Source organism: Cellvibrio sp. KY-GH-1, from assembly GCF_008806975.1.
Lineage (GTDB): Bacteria > Pseudomonadota > Gammaproteobacteria > Pseudomonadales > Cellvibrionaceae > Cellvibrio.
Genome location: NZ_CP031728.1, coordinates 2,800,041 through 2,815,853, shown reverse-complemented (window position 1 = coordinate 2,815,853; position 15,813 = coordinate 2,800,041). Strand labels below are relative to the sequence as shown.

13 protein-coding genes and 1 tRNA gene are annotated in these 15,813 nt (G+C 50.2%); 11 read left to right on the top strand and 3 right to left on the bottom strand.

Going from position 1 to position 15,813, the window contains the following annotated elements:
- Positions 1-16: 16 nt before the first annotated feature.
- Positions 17-1,015, bottom strand: a complete 999-nt coding sequence (locus tag D0C16_RS12140) for an adenosine kinase (protein ID WP_151032618.1) — start codon at positions 1,013-1,015, stop codon at positions 17-19.
- A 314-nt stretch (positions 1,016-1,329) separates the two neighbouring features.
- Here D0C16_RS12140 and mrcB point away from each other — a divergent pair, with 314 nt between their 5' ends.
- The 11 genes from mrcB (at position 1,330) to D0C16_RS12085 (ending at position 14,071) form a co-directional block, all read left to right on the top strand.
- Positions 1,330-3,675 (top strand): penicillin-binding protein 1B, encoded by a 2,346-nt coding sequence (gene mrcB / locus D0C16_RS12135; protein ID WP_151032617.1) that lies wholly within the window; start codon positions 1,330-1,332, stop codon positions 3,673-3,675.
- A 181-nt stretch (positions 3,676-3,856) separates the two neighbouring features.
- The gene (locus D0C16_RS12130) at positions 3,857-4,711 is read left to right on the top strand and encodes a DUF6249 domain-containing protein (RefSeq protein ID WP_151032616.1); all 855 of its coding nucleotides are present in this window, start codon (positions 3,857-3,859) and stop codon (positions 4,709-4,711) included.
- A gap of 5 nt (positions 4,712-4,716) precedes the next feature.
- Positions 4,717-5,265 carry an RNA polymerase sigma factor gene (locus tag D0C16_RS12125; RefSeq protein WP_151032615.1) on the top strand — a complete coding sequence of 183 codons (549 nt, stop codon included), beginning with the start codon at positions 4,717-4,719 and terminating at the stop codon, positions 5,263-5,265.
- Between the two features lie 37 nt (positions 5,266-5,302).
- On the top strand, positions 5,303-5,638 hold the full coding sequence (locus tag D0C16_RS12120) for a hypothetical protein (RefSeq protein WP_151032614.1): 336 nt from the start codon (positions 5,303-5,305) through the stop codon (positions 5,636-5,638).
- A gap of 275 nt (positions 5,639-5,913) precedes the next feature.
- Positions 5,914-7,524 carry a methyl-accepting chemotaxis protein gene (locus D0C16_RS12115; protein ID WP_151032613.1) on the top strand — a complete coding sequence of 537 codons (1,611 nt, stop codon included), beginning with the start codon at positions 5,914-5,916 and terminating at the stop codon, positions 7,522-7,524.
- A 95-nt stretch (positions 7,525-7,619) separates the two neighbouring features.
- A complete protein-coding gene (locus D0C16_RS12110) occupies positions 7,620-8,813 on the top strand; it encodes a porin (RefSeq protein ID WP_151032612.1) in 1,194 nt (397 codons plus the stop codon).
- A gap of 14 nt (positions 8,814-8,827) precedes the next feature.
- On the top strand, positions 8,828-9,253 hold the full coding sequence (locus tag D0C16_RS12105) for a phosphate ABC transporter substrate-binding protein (protein WP_225319006.1): 426 nt from the start codon (positions 8,828-8,830) through the stop codon (positions 9,251-9,253).
- A gap of 319 nt (positions 9,254-9,572) precedes the next feature.
- The gene (locus tag D0C16_RS12100; RefSeq protein ID WP_151032611.1) at positions 9,573-10,520 is read left to right on the top strand and encodes a tetratricopeptide repeat protein; all 948 of its coding nucleotides are present in this window, start codon (positions 9,573-9,575) and stop codon (positions 10,518-10,520) included.
- Positions 10,521-10,725: 205 nt separating this feature from the next.
- A complete protein-coding gene (locus tag D0C16_RS12095) occupies positions 10,726-11,886 on the top strand; it encodes a porin (protein WP_151032610.1) in 1,161 nt (386 codons plus the stop codon).
- Between the two features lie 13 nt (positions 11,887-11,899).
- Positions 11,900-12,325: a phosphate ABC transporter substrate-binding protein gene (locus tag D0C16_RS12090; RefSeq protein WP_151032609.1), complete on the top strand. Its 426-nt coding sequence runs from the start codon at positions 11,900-11,902 to the stop codon at positions 12,323-12,325.
- A 156-nt stretch (positions 12,326-12,481) separates the two neighbouring features.
- Complete coding sequence (locus D0C16_RS12085; RefSeq protein WP_151032608.1) at positions 12,482-14,071, top strand: ABC-F family ATPase; 1,590 nt, start codon at positions 12,482-12,484, stop codon at positions 14,069-14,071.
- 208 nt (positions 14,072-14,279) lie between these two features.
- Here D0C16_RS12085 and D0C16_RS12080 read toward each other — a convergent pair.
- Positions 14,280-14,356: transfer RNA gene (locus D0C16_RS12080), tRNA-Ile, on the bottom strand.
- Positions 14,357-14,509: 153 nt separating this feature from the next.
- Positions 14,510-15,775 carry a sialate O-acetylesterase gene (locus D0C16_RS12075; protein WP_191968701.1) on the bottom strand — a complete coding sequence of 422 codons (1,266 nt, stop codon included), beginning with the start codon at positions 15,773-15,775 and terminating at the stop codon, positions 14,510-14,512.
- Positions 15,776-15,813 lie beyond the last annotated feature (38 nt).

Sequence of the window (15,813 nt, the reverse complement as noted above, 5' to 3'; positions counted from 1 at the left end):
GCCCAAGCCTTCAATGTTAAAAAAATCCTTCTTTCAACTCCGCATGTTGTTCCGCTTTCAAGCGCGGGCCAAATTGCGAAACCACTTTTGCTGCGGCTCTGTTGGCAAATTCGGCGGCGGTTTTAAAATTTTTACCGTGATTGATGGCATGCAGGAAAGCACCGGCAAACATATCGCCTGCACCGTTGGTATCAATAGCTTTTACGGGTGTCGCGGCAACGGTAATTAATTCCTTTCCATCAAATACCAAGGCGCCGTCACCGCCGCAGGTGATGGCGAATTGCTTGCAGTATTGCTTGAGCGCTTCAGCGGCTTCCTCAATGTTCTGGGTTTGGGTAAAGCCAATCGCTTCGTCTTTGTTACAGAAAATTAAATCTACGCCTGCACCGATCATTTCCACTAAACCGTCACGGAAAAATTGCACCATCGCCGGGTCAGAGAGGCTCAACGCGGTTTTGGTGTTGTTGGCTTCGGCTTGCTGGCGCAATTCAATGGCTGCCGCTCGACCGGTGGGTGAGGTCACCAAATAACCTTCGATATACACGAAATGGGACGCGGCGATGGCGGCCGGGTCGAGTTCATTGACCGAGAGAGTTTCGCTGATACCCAAAAAGGTATTCATGGTGCGTTCAGCGTCCGGGGTGATCATGACCAGGCATTTGCCGGTAATGCCCGCTGGCGGGGTAATGTGTGAGGGTGTGGTTACCCCCGCTGCTTTCATATCCGCTATATAAAAATGGCCATTGTCATCGTTGGCGACTTTGCAGGAATAGAAATTGTTGGAGCCGAAATAGCTGGCGGCGATGATGCTGTTAGCCGCTGAGCCGCCACTGGCTTTGTGGGATGCCACCAGATGGTTTTGCAGGTAATCGATCAATTGCTGTTGGCGCGCTTCATCCACCAGGGTCATTACGCCCTTGGCCACCGCCATGGTGGTGAGGTCGGCATCGGTGAGGGTAATTTCGGTATCGACCAGTGCCGCGCCTATGCCGTAGATGTGATATTGCTTGCTCATGGTGTTTACCTGTGAGTGTGACGCAGCGAATCTGCGCGGGTGACTGTGATTTGCGCGGCATTATGCAAAATTCGTCGATGGGGCGAAAGCATTAGCACCGATTGTTGCTCGCAATCACTCCCCCCGGTCAGTAAACTGGCGCGCTAATTTTTAACAGTAAATTCTGTGAGTCTGTTTGTCTGCGGATGAACTCCATTCAAGACACGCCGTGAATCCATCCATGGAGGCTTGTCGTCGACGTCCCTGTCTCCGACAGTCTTGAATGGAGTTCATCCGCAGACAAGAGATTTGCTTTTTACCGGATTGATGTACCCATGACCAAACGCCGTACCACCAGCCGCCGTGCAAAATCTTCTTCTCCCTCCAGTCGTCGCAGTGGCTGGGGGATGGTTCGTATCTGGCTGCTTTACGGCTTACTGCTGATTATTGCGCTGCTGGGGGTGTGGACGTTCTATCTCGATTCCGTGGTGCGCGAAAAATTTGAAGGCAAAAAATGGGCGTTGCCGGCGCGGGTTTATGCGCGGCCGTTGGAGTTGTATCAGGGGTTGTCGTTAACGCCGGCCTTGTTTGAACAAGAATTACGCGCGCTGGGTTATCGTTTTGATGGCGATATTAATGCGCCCGGTCAGGTGGTCAAAAAAGTCAGTTCTGTATCGTCCGAAGTGACCTATCACATTCACAGTCGCGGTTTTGCGTTTTGGGATAAAACCGAGGCGCCGCGCAAATTTATGCTGCGTGTGGCTGACGGTTCAGTGCAGGGGTTAATTGATTTGGCCGGTGCCGATTTACCACTGGTGCGCTTGGAGCCGGAAGAGATCGGGGGTTTTTATCCGGCCGATAAAGAAGATCGCTTGCTAGTGCGCCTTGCTGATTTACCACCGCTGCTTGGTGAAACTCTGCTTGCTGTGGAAGACAAGCATTTTCTGGAGCATCATGGTGTATCACCGCTAGCGATTGTTCGCGCGGCTTGGGTTAACGTCACCCACGGTAACGTAGTGCAGGGCGGCAGTACCATCACCCAACAGTTGGTGAAAAACTTTTATCTCACCAATGAGCAGAGTTTGCTGAAGCGCAAAATTCCGGAAGCCATTATGGCAGTGCTGTTGGAGGTGCATTACAGCAAGTCCGAAATTCTGGAAACCTACATCAACGAAATCTTCCTCGGCCAAAGTGGTCCGCGCGGCATCCACGGTTTTGCGCTGGCGGCGCAGCATTATTTCCGTCAGCCTTTAAAGGAATTGAAGCCGAAGGATCTTGCGCTGTTAATTGGTTTGGTAAAAGGTGCTTCCTATTACAACCCCTGGAAACACCCCGAGCGCGCGAAAGAGCGGCGCAATGTCGTCTTGGCGGTGATGCATCAGGAAGGGTTGATTGATGATCAACAATTAAAACTGAGTCAGGCATCACCCTTGGGGGTGGTGGCGCCGAGTGAGGCTAGCTCAACGACTTATCCGGCATTTATGGATTTGGTGAAGCGCCAATTAAAACAGGATTACGACGAGGACGATTTGCGCAGTGAAGGTCTGCGCATTTTCACAACGCTCTCACCTATGGTGCAGCGTCAGGCAGAAAAGTCGCTCAAGTTGCGCACCGAACAGTTGGAAAAGCAATACAAAACCAAAGAAGTGCAGGGCGCGATGGTCGTGACTTCTGTGGGTGGTGGTGAAATCCTCGCAGTCGTGGGCGACACCAATCCGCGTTTCGCCGGATTGAATCGCGCACTGGATGCCAAACGTCAAATCGGTTCACTGGCGAAACCCTTTGTGTATTTAACCGCGCTGGAAATTCCGCAGAAATTTAATTTGGGTACTGTGATTAGCGATGCGCCGGTGAGTTATAAATCTGGCGGTAAATGGTGGGCGCCGCTGAATTACGATAAAAAAGATCACGGCGATATTCCGCTCTATAAAGGGCTTGCCTATTCCTACAACCAGTCCACTGCACGGTTGGGGATGACGATCGGCTTGGGGGCCGTGACCAAGACGATCAAGCGTGCGGGTTATCCGGGCGATGTGCCAGAGCTGCCGGCGATTTTGTTGGGTGCAATAGAAATGTCGCCGCTGGAAGTCGCGGGTATTTATCACACCCTGGCCGCTGAAGGTGTATATACCCCGTTACACGCGATCCGCGACGTACTCACGGCGGATGGCAAACCTCTCAAGCGCTATCCACTAGAGCTGGAGCAGCGCTTCTCTACTGAAGCCACATTTGAACTGCGTTACGCCATGCAACGCACCCTGCGTGAAGGGTCAGGCCGGAGTGCCTATAACCAGATTCCTTCGTCCATTGATCTGGCCGGTAAAACGGGCACTACCAATGACCAGCGCGATAGCTGGTTTGCCGGTTTCAGCGGCGAGCATCTGGCCGTGGTCTGGTTGGGGCGCGACGATAACAGTCAAACTCCCTTGAGTGGTGCCGGTGGTGCGCTGCAAGTTTGGTCTGACTTTATGAAGCAATTGCCGACGCGCAGCTTGGAACAGGAGCCGCCCCCAGGTGTTAGTTTTGATTGGGTGGATCTGGCCACGGGTAAACTCAGTGCCGAGACCTGCGAAGGCTCGGCGTGGCTGCCACTGCGCGACGACTTCCGTCCGCTGCAAACGGTCGATTGCAAAATGGCGGGCAACCCCATCAAAAACTTCTGGCAGAAGCTGGTCAATTGACCGGCTTCTTGCTTTTCACCTCGCGCAGATCTCCCGTATTCCCCTGCTAAAAATTTTCCTGCCGCCTGAATCCAGCGCTCGCTAGACTGTGTCTTAATTTATGAGTTGGGGCAATTCAGATTGGATTCTGGTTACCAGAATCTTTAGTAATCCGCCCGGATATTTCCAAGAGGCTTTTCCCATGACCTTATTGAATAACTGCTCGCGCCGACTGGGGGTGCTTGCCCTGGCCAGTGCGATGCATCTGCCCGCCTTGGCCGCAGAGTTGGAAGGAACCCCGGTTCCTGTTGGCAGCTCAGCGCCGTTAGAGGTGCAAACGCCGCTTGCTGACCCGGTGCCAATCGCCGCGCCGGTTCCGGTTAGCGAACCGGTTCCTGGCAATCAGGCGCAGTCACCAGATCAAGCGCCGGTAGCAGATACGCCCCCAACGGCGCCCCCATCCGATGAGCACACCGGCGGGTGGAAACAGGAACACGAGCAGCACATGCGCGAAATGGAACAACAGATGCGAGATCAGGAGCAAGCGGCGCGCGATCACGAGCAACATAGGCGCGACGGCGATAACTGGCAGCTTGAATTGGATAAAGGCTTGCAAGAAGCCTTTGGTGAAGCAGAATTTGATGCAGGAGACTTGAGCGTGGCAATCCTAATCCCGATTTTGGCGATAACGTTTATTTTTGGCGGTCCCATTTTTTTAGTGTGCTTTCTGATGTTGCACCACTATCGCAATAAGGCGCGTCGTCAGCAGGATATCAATACCAATATCGACAAATTGCTCGCTGCCGGGCGCGATATTCCGGTGGAGTTATTGCGCGGCGATGAACCTAGAGCGGCGAGCGATAACGGTGATTTAAGTCGAGGGATTCGCAGCCTTTTCCTGGGGATCGGCCTACTGATTTTCCTCACCGCCCTGATGGGCTTTGATATAGGTGCCGTAGGGTTTATTTTGATTGGGCTTGGGTTATCGCACATTCTGATCTGGTACCTGAATAAACCCAAAGCGGGCGCCGAACCACAGGCTGGGCAACAGGACTAAACCGCATGTCAGTTCCCGATCAGGAATTGATTGCGCGGGTGGTCAGCCGCAAGGATCAGCATGCCTTTGCGCAGCTGGTCCTGCGTTACCAGTCGCAGCTGCGCACCTGGGCGCGGCGACTGTGTAATGGCGACACCCACCTCGCGGACGATCTGGCGCAAGAGACCTTTATGAAGGCCTATGCAGCGCTGGGTGCGTTTCGCGCGGAAGCCAAGTTTTCTACCTGGTTATATCGCATCGCCTTCAACATTGCTGCCAATCGCTGGCGCGCTAAAAAAATTGAATGGTGTGAGCTGGATGAGAACGAGGAGGTGGAAGCAGATCAGTGCAGCCTGCAACAATTCCATGCCCAAAAAGATGTAGAGGCAGCCATGCAAACGTTGAGTGCAGGGCAGCAGCTGGCCATTCGGCTATGCTTTGAAGATGGCTTTTCGCACGAAGAGGCAGCGACTATTATGGGAATTCCGCTCGGTACGGTAAAAACCCATATCAATCGCGGCAAACAGAAACTCCAAACCCTGTTGGCATCCTGGCAGGATGCGTTACCCGATTAACCGGTCTTGCCACCCATGCAAAGAAACGAGGTAGGTTATGAGTGACCAGTCTTTTGATGATTTCCTCAAGCGAACGCTGCAACAAAGCAGCGACTATATAGAGGATGGCGATTTTAGTGCGCGAGTGATGGCGAGCTTGCCGGCGCACCATCGCCTTAACCCCTGGCTGGAGCGATTGATTGTCGCTGTGCCAGTCACCTTGATCGCGCTGTTGGTGGTGAGTCAATTGCCTTGGCGCGATCTTGTCCGCCCTGTGTATGGGTGGTTACTGACGTTCGATAGTACCAGTCTGGTGACTCTGGCAGCTGGAGTAATCCTGTTGGTTGCTTCGGTACCTGTGCTGTGGATGTTGCGTAAGTCGGCGCTGATCTAATCGTAAATTGCCAGTGAAAAAAATCGTTTGATCGCGAAAGGGCTAAGTACCTTAAGTGATTAAACGATTTTTTTTTATCCTGAACAATCAACCTCTCTCAAACTCTACGCCTTGTTTTAGCGTGATATCTCTTATGGTATTTGCGCATTTTATAGGCGGCTGCTATACCCAAATGAATCTTAACCCGCTCCCGTTGGATTACATTTTTCGTCGGAGCGATCTTTGTTGCACTAATAAGACTATTGCATAACTGTTTGTTACTTGAGGCTTGAACGATGCTCCGTTTGACCATTGCAAAAAAATTGATGTTGCTGGTAACCATCGCCTTGCTCGGGTTTGCAATTAGTCAGGGATACTCCCAGTGGGTTGAGCGAGCGAATGGTAAGCGGTTGGCTGAAGTCGAGCGGCGTTTGTATCCCACGTTGGAGTTGACGACGGTCAATTTGGGTTCGCTGTTGCTAATGGAACAACAAATTAACAGCTCGGTAACAACGGGTGACGAAGCTGCGCTGGAACACGCAGATAAGCACTATCAGGAAATTCGTGAAAATCTGCAAAAACTGGCGCAATTAAATAAAAATATGGCGCCGCAGGTGCAAGAAATTGATGTGTTATTGCAAGATTGGTACGGCACCGCGACTCGTATTGCCAAAAGTTTTATCGGTGGCAGTGTAGATTTTGAAAAAGTGGGCGTAGAGGCAGCAACGAATGCGGAGAAACTGAAGTCGCTGCGCAAATTACTGTCGACCATGAAAGAAAAAACCACCGAAGAGTTTACCCGTTCAATTAGCGAAACGGTGGATTCATCCAGAAACGCCGGGCGCATCGCCTTGATCATTGCAGCCTGTGTTGTTATCGCGTTGATTGGCGTTAGTTCAGTCATTGGCCGATCGATCACTTCCAGTATTAACGAGGTTACAGCGTCGTTAAAAGAAATGTCTTCGGGCGAAGGTGATCTGACAAAACGAATTCACTACAAGGGCCATGATGAAATTCTTTACCTTGTAAAGTATTTCAATGCCTTTGTAGAAAAACTTCACAGTTCATTTGCGACTGTCAGTGGAGATGTTGGCGGGTTGGCTACAGTCGCGTCACGCCTGACCAATTCCAGTAGCCAAAATCTCGGGCGAATCAATGAACAGGCGCGCGCAATATCAGCGATGCGAACCTCTATCGAAGAGCTAATGAAAAGCGTGCATGAGATCGCAGAATTTGCTGGCAATGCATCGTCGCAAGCACAGGATGCAAGTTCTGCTGCGGCGCGCGGCAAAGAAACCTTGTCTGCAAACGTCGCAACTATTAGCACGCTCGCAGAAGAGGTGCGCAGTGCCGCGAATGTAGTAAATCGTTTCGAAGAGTTTTCCAGCGACGTTGGACAATTGCTGAATACTATTCAGACGGTGGCGGAGCAAACCAACTTGCTTGCGCTGAATGCGGCGATTGAAGCAGCGCGTGCCGGTGAACATGGCCGCGGTTTCGCGGTGGTCGCTGATGAAGTGCGCGGCCTTGCTGTGCGTACGCGTCAGGCGACTGAAGAAATTCACAAGGTGATCAGTGAATTGCGTTCGGTATCCGCCAGCGCAGTTACGGCCATGCAAGGCAGTGTGGAGCGTGCGAATCGCGGAGTAGAAGCTACCGCAGCATCTGGTGAAGTACTCAATTCCATTCTTAATAATGTAGAAACTATCAGCAGCATTAATGAGCAGATTGCAGCGGCCACGCAAGAACAATCGGCAACATTTGCCCATGTGTCCGAGCACGTAAATGGAATCTATCACAACACCCAGTTGGTCACTGCCAGCACGAATGAGTTGGATGAAGTGAGCCGCGACATAGGCGATATCAGCGAAGCACTGCGCAAAATCGCCCGGCAGTTCCGCGTCTAGTCAGTTTTTATCTTGCCCACGGCGGCTGGTGGACAAGAAGGATTTTTCAGGGAGTTAATGCACAGGTGAGTGCGCAACAAGAGGAGTGTCACGCAATGAAAAAAATCAGCTTGAATCGTAAAAAAAATCACCTTGCCTGGGCAATTGCACTGTTAATGTCGGCGCATTTTGCTAATGCCAGTGATGTCACCATCTCCGGTTTTTTATCGGTGGGTGGTGGCATGGTCGACGATGAAGACAGCATCCCCTATGGCGGTTATGACGAGGAAGATCTGACCTTTGATCGCAACTTGCTGGGCTTACAAGTGAGCGGGCAAGTAAGCGAAAAAGTTACCGCCACTGCGCAATTAATTGCACGCAGCGGCGACGATTACCAGGTTAATTCTGAATGGGCCTATTTAACCTGGCAGGCATCGGATGCCATAAAGGTTCGCGCGGGCCGGTTGCGCACCCCGTTTTATATGTATTCGGATTTTCTCGATGTAGGTTATTCCTACGCCTGGATTACTCCTCCGCAAGAAGTGTATTACCTGCCGTTCAATAACGTCGATGGCGTGGACGTCTATTTCACGGGCACTCTCGGTATTTTCGATACCAGCTTGCAGGCTTATTTCGGTAGCTTTACTGATGACCTTGTTTTAAATGGAGCTCGAGCTGATGCGCAAACGCGCAACCAAATGGGAGTATCCGGAACTGTTGGTAAAGATTGGTGGACTTTGCGTGCCGCTTATCATCAGGCGGATCTAACCGTAGATGTGACTGGCACACCGATTAGTCCGACAACCACTTTGGGCGGCTTTGCTAACACTTTATCCGCGTTGGGCTTCGGGGCTAACGCGGATCGTTTGCTTGTTGAAGAAGATGATGCCTCCTTTGCCGAGGTCGGAATTAATATCGATACAGGGCGTTTTGTTGCAGCGGCCGAACATGTGGAGTTTGATCCTGGCGATGCGGTACTTTCTAAAAACATTCGTGAATATGTAATGGTTGGGGTGCGTGCAGGTGATTGGCTATTCCATGTTACTGCCGCTAAAGCCAAAGATGAGGCAACCCATCCGGAATCGGGTATTCCCGCTAATCAACCCTTGCCGGTGGTGGGCAGCACGAATGTGCTGATTGGTACCTTGAAAGCCATTGCAGAGTCACAAGTGAATGAGCGCGATGTCCTGTCGTTTGGTACTCGCTGGGATGTCACAACGGGGACTGCCATTAAATTCCAGTTTGATGACGTGGATGATCTTGATGGCGATCAAAAAGTCTACTCAGTTGCCTTGCAAACTGTTTTCTAAGCGGAGGTGACATTATGAAAACATTATTCAGTATGTTTGCACCGCTCGTCCTTGCTTTGGTGGTAAACGCTGCGACGGCAGAAGTGGCGGTTATCGTACATCCGTCGTTAAGTGTAGATTCCCTAACCGAGGACGATGTTGCGCGTTTGTTCCTCGGTAAAGCCAAAAGCTTCCCCGGCGGTGCGCAGGCGGTTCCTATTAATCAAAATGAAGGTTCAACGGCACGCGACAAGTTCAATGAAACTGTGTGTAAGAAAAATGCCAGTCAGTACAAAGCCTATTGGTCACAGCTGGTGTTCACCGGCAAGGGAACACCACCAAAAGATGGTGGTAATGATGCCGAGGTAAAAGCGTTGATAGCCTCCAATCCCAACATGATTGGTTATGTCGATAGCGGCACGGTAGATGCGTCGGTAAAAGTCGTTTACAAAATCCCCTAATGGGTACCGGAGCCTGCCATGGCAGGCTCCATGTATCCGCAAATCGATTAATCAGCCCTCTCCGGAAAAATGGCTAAAATTGTGCAGTGCTTCATGTTTTTGGCATCGAAATTAGCAAAAAATGGGCTGCAATGGCATTATTTATGAATAAGTATGACAAAACTATGCACCAATTTTTCATGGTCCCAGGTGCTGGTTCCCTCCCTAATAATAATTATTCCCTGTTGGTCCCTACGCTTGATGCTCTGTGCGTGTTCGCCGCTGGGGCTCAATGGTTTTGCCACGCTAAATCTAACACTGGTTTTATGGAAGTATCGCAATGAAATGGTTTTTCGCGTTTGGCTGTTACCTATTCAGTCTGTCTGCTTTTGCCACCTTGAATGATGGTATCGAAGCGTTAGAGAAACAAAATTACAGTCAGGCTTTGGCCGAGTTTAAAACACTCGCATCAGTCGGTAATGCTGAGGCACGTTTTTATCTCGGTATTATGCAAAAAAATGGTTATGGAATGCCCGCCGACGCCGGTCGCGCGTTGGGCTGGTTTAAAAAAGCTGCCAGTCAGGGCTATGCGCCTGCCAACCGTGAAATGGGCAAAATGTATTTGATCGGCGAGGGTGTGGACGCCGATTTGGAAGAAGCCGTTGAATTATTGGAAGCTGCAGCTGAGCAGGGTGATGAAGCAGCGCAGATGGAAGTGGGGCAATTGTATATTGCCGGTGGAAAAGTCGAAAAAGATTCTGCACGTGCGGCGCAATGGTTGGAAAAAGCAGCGGCGCAAGGCAACTCGCAGGCCCAATACCAGCTCGCCAATTTGTTGTATCAGGGGGATGGTGTCGAAAAAAATATCGAGCAGGCGCTCAAGTGGTATCAGCAAGCCGCGGCTGCCAGTCAGGTTGATGCGCAGTACACACTGGCTTATTTGTATATGGATGGTCAGGCAATAACGCAAGATTATCCGCGCGCCTTCTCGCTTTTCCAGCAAGCCGCTCAGGCGGGCAATAGAAATGCCCAGTATATGCTGGGCTATATGCTCGACCAGGGGATGGGAGTGGCTAAAAATCCAAAGTCTGCCTTTGATTGGTATTTAAAAGCCGCTCAACAAGGCTACGACGAAGCGCAATTAATTGTGGGCTATATGTATTTCACTGGAAAAGGCGCCACCAAAAACCAGGCACTGGCAGAAGATTGGGTGTCCAAGGCAGTTGCTCAGGGCAACGCCAAAGCCAAAAAATTATTGGAAGAAATGCACCGCGCGGCGGGCCAGTAGGAAGTATTTTCAATCGGCAATTGCTGTTGTAAAAAAACAGCGAAACAAATTCTGCGTGGCGATTAATGTTTCAAATAGAAAACACATCGCCCGCTGGATAGCAACCAACACCAGATTTTCTTCAAGAGGGAGAGCATCTAATTTTTCGTTGGTTGCGCAGGGTGTTTAATCCAAAAGCATAGCGAACTTCAGGAGAAGCTATTCGATGATGTTAATTAAAAACACACACAAAAAGCGCAGCCTTGCTCTGGCTGTTGCAAGCATGATGCTCGCGCCTTGGGCGTTGGCATCTGACGTCAACGTATCCGGATTTTTATCGGTTGGCGGCGGTATGGTCGATGATGAAACCAGTGTCCCCTATGACGGGTACAGTGAAGAAGACCTGACGTTTGATCGCAACTTGCTTGGTTTGCAAGTGACCGGCCAGGTAAGCGAAAGAGTCAGTGCGACAGCGCAGCTAATTGCACGCAGTGAAAATGATTACGAAGTCGATGCCGAGTGGGCGTATTTGTCCTGGCAGGCATCGGACAACGGTAAAGTACGCGCGGGTCGTTTGCGTACTCCCTTGTACATGTATTCCGATTATCTCGACGTAGGATATTCCTACCCCTGGATCAGTGCGCCGAATGAAGTATATTACTTGCCATTTAACAACGTGGATGGTGTGGACTATTACCTGACGGCGGCACTGGGTAGTTTTGATACCAGTATTCAAGCGTATTTCGGTAGTTTTGAATCCGACTTCTCTTTCGAGGATGGCACTCAGGGGTTTGCCAGCTTGCGCAACCAAATGGGTGTTGCTGCAACTTTTGGTAAAGACTGGTGGAACTTCCGCGCAGCCTATCATCAGGCTGATTTAACGGTTGATGTATTTAATCCGACCCTCAATGGATTTGTAGCGAGCTTGCAAACCACTCCGTTCGCCAATTTAATCCCACGCATCGCCATTGATGATGACAAAGGCACCTTCGCACAAGTTGGTCTTAACATCGATACCGGTATGTTTGTCGCTGCCGCCGAGCATGTGGAATTTGAAGTGAAAGAAACTATGCTGGCAAAAAACATTCGCGATTATGTGATGGTGGGTTTGCGCTTTGGTGACTTCCTGTTCCATGTTACCGGCTCGCAAGCGGATGATGAAATTGCCGAACTCTCTGCCGGAATTCCTGCCAGCGCACAAACTGCGGTACTGATTGGCACGTTGGATGCGATTGCTGCTGCGCGTGATGTAGATCGCGAAGTGATCAGCTTTGGTACTCGCTGGGATGTTACGTCAGGTACAGCGCTTAAATTCCAATATGACGACGTAGATGATGTGAAAGGCGAGCAGAAAGTCTATTCCGTTGCCTTACAAGCTGTATTCTAAAGGAGCTGCACAAATGAAAATTATCATGAAATCATTGGCTGCAGCGGTAGCTTTGGGCTTGTCTTGTCTTTCTATGGCTGAAGTAGCGGTAATTGTTCATCCATCAGCGGGTTTTAGTTCGCTTACGGAAGACGATATTTCACGTATTTTCCTCGGCAAAAGCAAAAGCTTCCCCGGTGGTAGCCAAGCGGTGCCTGTGAATCAAAACGAAGGTTCAGCCGCGCGTGAAAAGTTTAACGACGCTGTGTGCAAGAAAAATGCAAGCCAATACAAAGCCTATTGGTCACAGTTGGTATTTACCGGTAAAGGTACACCACCGAAGGATGTTGGTGACGATGCGGCGGTAAAAGCCCAGGTCGCTGCCAACCCCAACGCCATCGGCTACGTGGATGCCAGTGCGGTGGACGCCAGCGTGAAAGTGGTATTCAAGTTGCCCTGATCCGGCCTTGCATTTACCTGGAAAGCCCGCTTTTTGCGGGCTTTTTTATGACCAATAAAAATCCCTGTTGTGCGCCCAACTAGGCTAAAATGCGCGCCGTTCAGTGATCCAACCCTATATTTTCCTTCTTAGTCGTACAGTCCAGAGAATTTACCCGTGATCTCCACCGCTAATATCACTATGCAGTTTGGTGCAAAACCCCTGTTTGAAAATGTCTCCGTCAAATTTAACAACGGCAATCGCTACGGCCTGATCGGAGCAAATGGCTGTGGTAAATCCACCTTCATGAAGATCCTTGGCAGCGATCTGGAACCGTCCGCCGGGCAGGTCATGCTTGAACCCAACACGCGCTTGGGTAAGTTAAAACAGGATCAATTTGCCTACGAAGAATTTTCGGTGGTAGACACGGTCATCATGGGACACACCGAATTGTGGGCAGTGAAATCCGAGCGTGATCGCATTTATTCCCTGCCGGAAATGAGCGAAGAAGATGGTATGCGCGTGGCTGAGTTGGAAGTAGCCTTCGCAGAAATGGATGGTTACACCGCTGAATCCCGTGCGGGTGAATTATTGCTGGGGCTGGATATTCCTATCGAGCAACATTTTGGCCCTATGAGCGCCGTTGCACCGGGTTGGAAATTGCGTGTGTTGCTCGCGCAGGCATTGTTTTCTGATCCGGATGTGTTATTGCTGGACGAACCGACCAACAACCTGGATATCAATACGATCCGTTGGTTGGAAAATATTTTAGTTGAGCGCAACAGCACTATCATAATTATTTCGCACGACCGTCACTTTTTAAATGCGGTGTGCACGCACATGGCGGATTTGGATTACGGTGAGCTGCGCGTTTATCCCGGAAACTACGACGACTATATGATGGCGTCCACGCAAGCGCGTGAAAAATTATTAAACGAAAACGCGAAGAAGAAAGCACAAATTGCCGAGCTGCAAGCTTTCGTTAGTCGCTTTTCTGCCAACGCCTCCAAGGCCAAGCAAGCGACCTCGCGCGCAAAACAAATCGACAAAATCCAACTGGATGATGTTAAACCTTCAAGCCGTGTCAGCCCCTATATTAAATTTGTACAGAATAAAAAGCTGCACCGTCAGGCAGTTACTCTGGATCAGGTCGCCAAGGGTTTTGATCGCCCATTATTTAGCGATTTAAGTTTGCAAATTGAAGCGGGCGAGCGCATCGCGATCATTGGCCCTAACGGCGCCGGTAAAACAACCTTGTTGCGTTGTTTGTACGGTGATTTGCAACCCGATAGCGGTACCGTGAAATGGGCTGAGCAAGCAGAGATCGGTTACTTCGCGCAGGATCACGCCGCTGATTTTGTCGATGATGTGAATCTATTCGACTGGATGAAACAGTGGACTAAAGGTGATGAGCAATTAGTGCGCGGTGCTTTAGGGCGAATGCTTTTTTCCAACGATGAAGTGAAGAAAAAAGTAAAAGTATTATCCGGTGGTGAAAAAGGCCGCATGCTGTTTGGCAAGCTCAGCCTGGTCAATCCCAACGTATTGTTAATGGATGAGCCCACCAACCATTTGGATATGGAATCGATTGAGGCATTAAACCTCGCGCTGGAAAATTATCCCGGCACATTGATTTTTGTCAGTCATGATCGCGAATTTGTATCCTCTCTGGCCACGCGCATTATCGATATGCAGCCCACCGGATTGATAGACTTTCACGGTAACTACGAAGATTATTTGCGCAGCCAGGGGATCTATACAATTTGATTTAAGTGGGGGGATCGCAATAAATCCCCCGCCACTTGTGTAATTTTGGGTACGGCAAAACAGCCTTGCAATCGCGGGTCCATCGTGTTGCTGAGATATGTATGTAATGAAGGGCTAACCGAATCGACTGAGCTTGAGCCAGGCAATCTGTTGTACGCGAAAGTAGTGTGTAAGTTGGGCGGTGTTAAAAAATTGTAGGAATTTTAAATGGTGGGCCCAGCTGGACTTGAACCAGCGACCTGCCGATTATGAGTCGGATGCTCTAACCAACTGAGCTATAGGCCCCAAGGGAAACTGCTGAATCGCAGTGGGCGGCATTATAGTGAGTTGTGTTCGGTGTGGCTAGGGTTAATTTTTTCTGATTTTTATCAGCATGAGATAAAAAAACCGCCGATTGGCGGTTTTTTTTTGCGTTTACGCGATTGTAGGTCTTCGCTCCTAATTGCACACAGTACCGGTTACCGCGGGTACAACAGCAGTTCCATTTGGTTTGGTGCCTTGGAAGCCGAACTCAACGGATTGCCCGGGTTGAATCGTTCTATTCCAGTCCATATGTGTGGCGCTGTATGGGTTGCTGCCGCTCATCACGCTATTCCAGATGTTGGTTACCCGCGTCGCATTGGTGTAGTTCCAGCTCACGCTCCAGCCATTAATTGCTGTTGCGCCGGTGTTGGTGATTTTTATCGACGCGGTAAATCCGCTGCCCCAATCATTGGTGACTGTGTAGGCACATTTTCCATTGCTGGCTGCTTTGGATGAGCTTGAGGCGCTCCTGGATGTTGTTGCACTGCTTGAGGTGCGTGACGAAACGGAAATACTTGAACTTTTGGACGAGCTGGAGGATGTGCTTGGTGCGCTGCTGAATGAGACAGAGCTGACCACACTGTTTCTATCTATTTTGTCGAGCATGATTTGCGCATAGCGTCGGCCAAATTCGCGATAGGAGGCAGTAGTGAAGTGATACACATCCATGCCGGGCAGGCCCAATGCCGAAACAACGTGGGCATTGTTGATTAACCCTGGTAGCTTTCTAACTTCGGCATTGTGCCAATGACAGCAGGAGCCATAGTCTGCGTAGAGTAATTCGCCAGCGAGAAAAGGCACGTCGCCAATACCAAGATCTTTGCGCAAATCAGTGACGATCTCTTTGACTTGGTATTTCCAATTCGGGTCGCTGGTATCGCTTTCCCCTTGATGAAAAATAATGCCTTTAATGACACCTGCTTGTTGGGCTTTTTTGGCCATATCGAGTAACCAGGCATAGCCACCGTTAAACTGCGTGGGTAGGTTCTGATTATTTCGGCCAATAGGCGCGGATTTTTGGTATAGCTCTATCGGGGTTCCGGAGACAGCGGCGGGAACCAATCCAATGGTGACCGAACTCGGCATTCCATCGGCCATGGTTTTGCCAAAATAATCGCCGGGACCCAGCCCGCTATAGCATCGATTAAGTGGCGGTGATGCCACATACCAGTTGCCATAGGTACGACCTAAATTGCCGCAATTCAAATCCGCCATGACTTTTACGCGGGGATTGGTGACGCGGTCCTGCGTCTCGATGGGCGCCGCACCTTCCATATTGGACTGGCCAAACATCAAGTAAATATGAAAATTTGGATCGGGAGCGGCTGAGGCTTGATTTGCCGCCATTGATAACAAAATCGGGAAGAGTAATTTTCCGGGTGCATTATTTTTATTAAACATGGGTGACTCCTTCATTGCTTAAGTGGGGATGTGCAGTC

Bases quoted from the DNA above. Each gene is read 5' to 3' on its own strand.
- D0C16_RS12075 (WP_191968701.1), bottom strand. From the start codon at position 15,775: ATGTTTAATAAAAATAATGCACCCGGAAAATTACTCTTCCCGATTTTG.
- D0C16_RS12105 (WP_225319006.1), top strand. From the start codon at position 8,828: ATGAAAACATTATTCAGTATGTTTGCACCGCTCGTCCTTGCTTTGGTG.
- D0C16_RS12125 (WP_151032615.1), top strand. From the start codon at position 4,717: ATGTCAGTTCCCGATCAGGAATTGATTGCGCGGGTGGTCAGCCGCAAG.
- D0C16_RS12090 (WP_151032609.1), top strand. From the start codon at position 11,900: ATGAAAATTATCATGAAATCATTGGCTGCAGCGGTAGCTTTGGGCTTG.
- D0C16_RS12100 (WP_151032611.1), top strand. From the start codon at position 9,573: ATGAAATGGTTTTTCGCGTTTGGCTGTTACCTATTCAGTCTGTCTGCT.
- D0C16_RS12120 (WP_151032614.1), top strand. From the start codon at position 5,303: ATGAGTGACCAGTCTTTTGATGATTTCCTCAAGCGAACGCTGCAACAA.
- mrcB (WP_151032617.1), top strand. From the start codon at position 1,330: ATGACCAAACGCCGTACCACCAGCCGCCGTGCAAAATCTTCTTCTCCC.
- D0C16_RS12140 (WP_151032618.1), bottom strand. From the start codon at position 1,015: ATGAGCAAGCAATATCACATCTACGGCATAGGCGCGGCACTGGTCGAT.
- D0C16_RS12110 (WP_151032612.1), top strand. From the start codon at position 7,620: ATGAAAAAAATCAGCTTGAATCGTAAAAAAAATCACCTTGCCTGGGCA.
- D0C16_RS12095 (WP_151032610.1), top strand. From the start codon at position 10,726: ATGATGTTAATTAAAAACACACACAAAAAGCGCAGCCTTGCTCTGGCT.
- D0C16_RS12115 (WP_151032613.1), top strand. From the start codon at position 5,914: ATGCTCCGTTTGACCATTGCAAAAAAATTGATGTTGCTGGTAACCATC.
- D0C16_RS12130 (WP_151032616.1), top strand. From the start codon at position 3,857: ATGACCTTATTGAATAACTGCTCGCGCCGACTGGGGGTGCTTGCCCTG.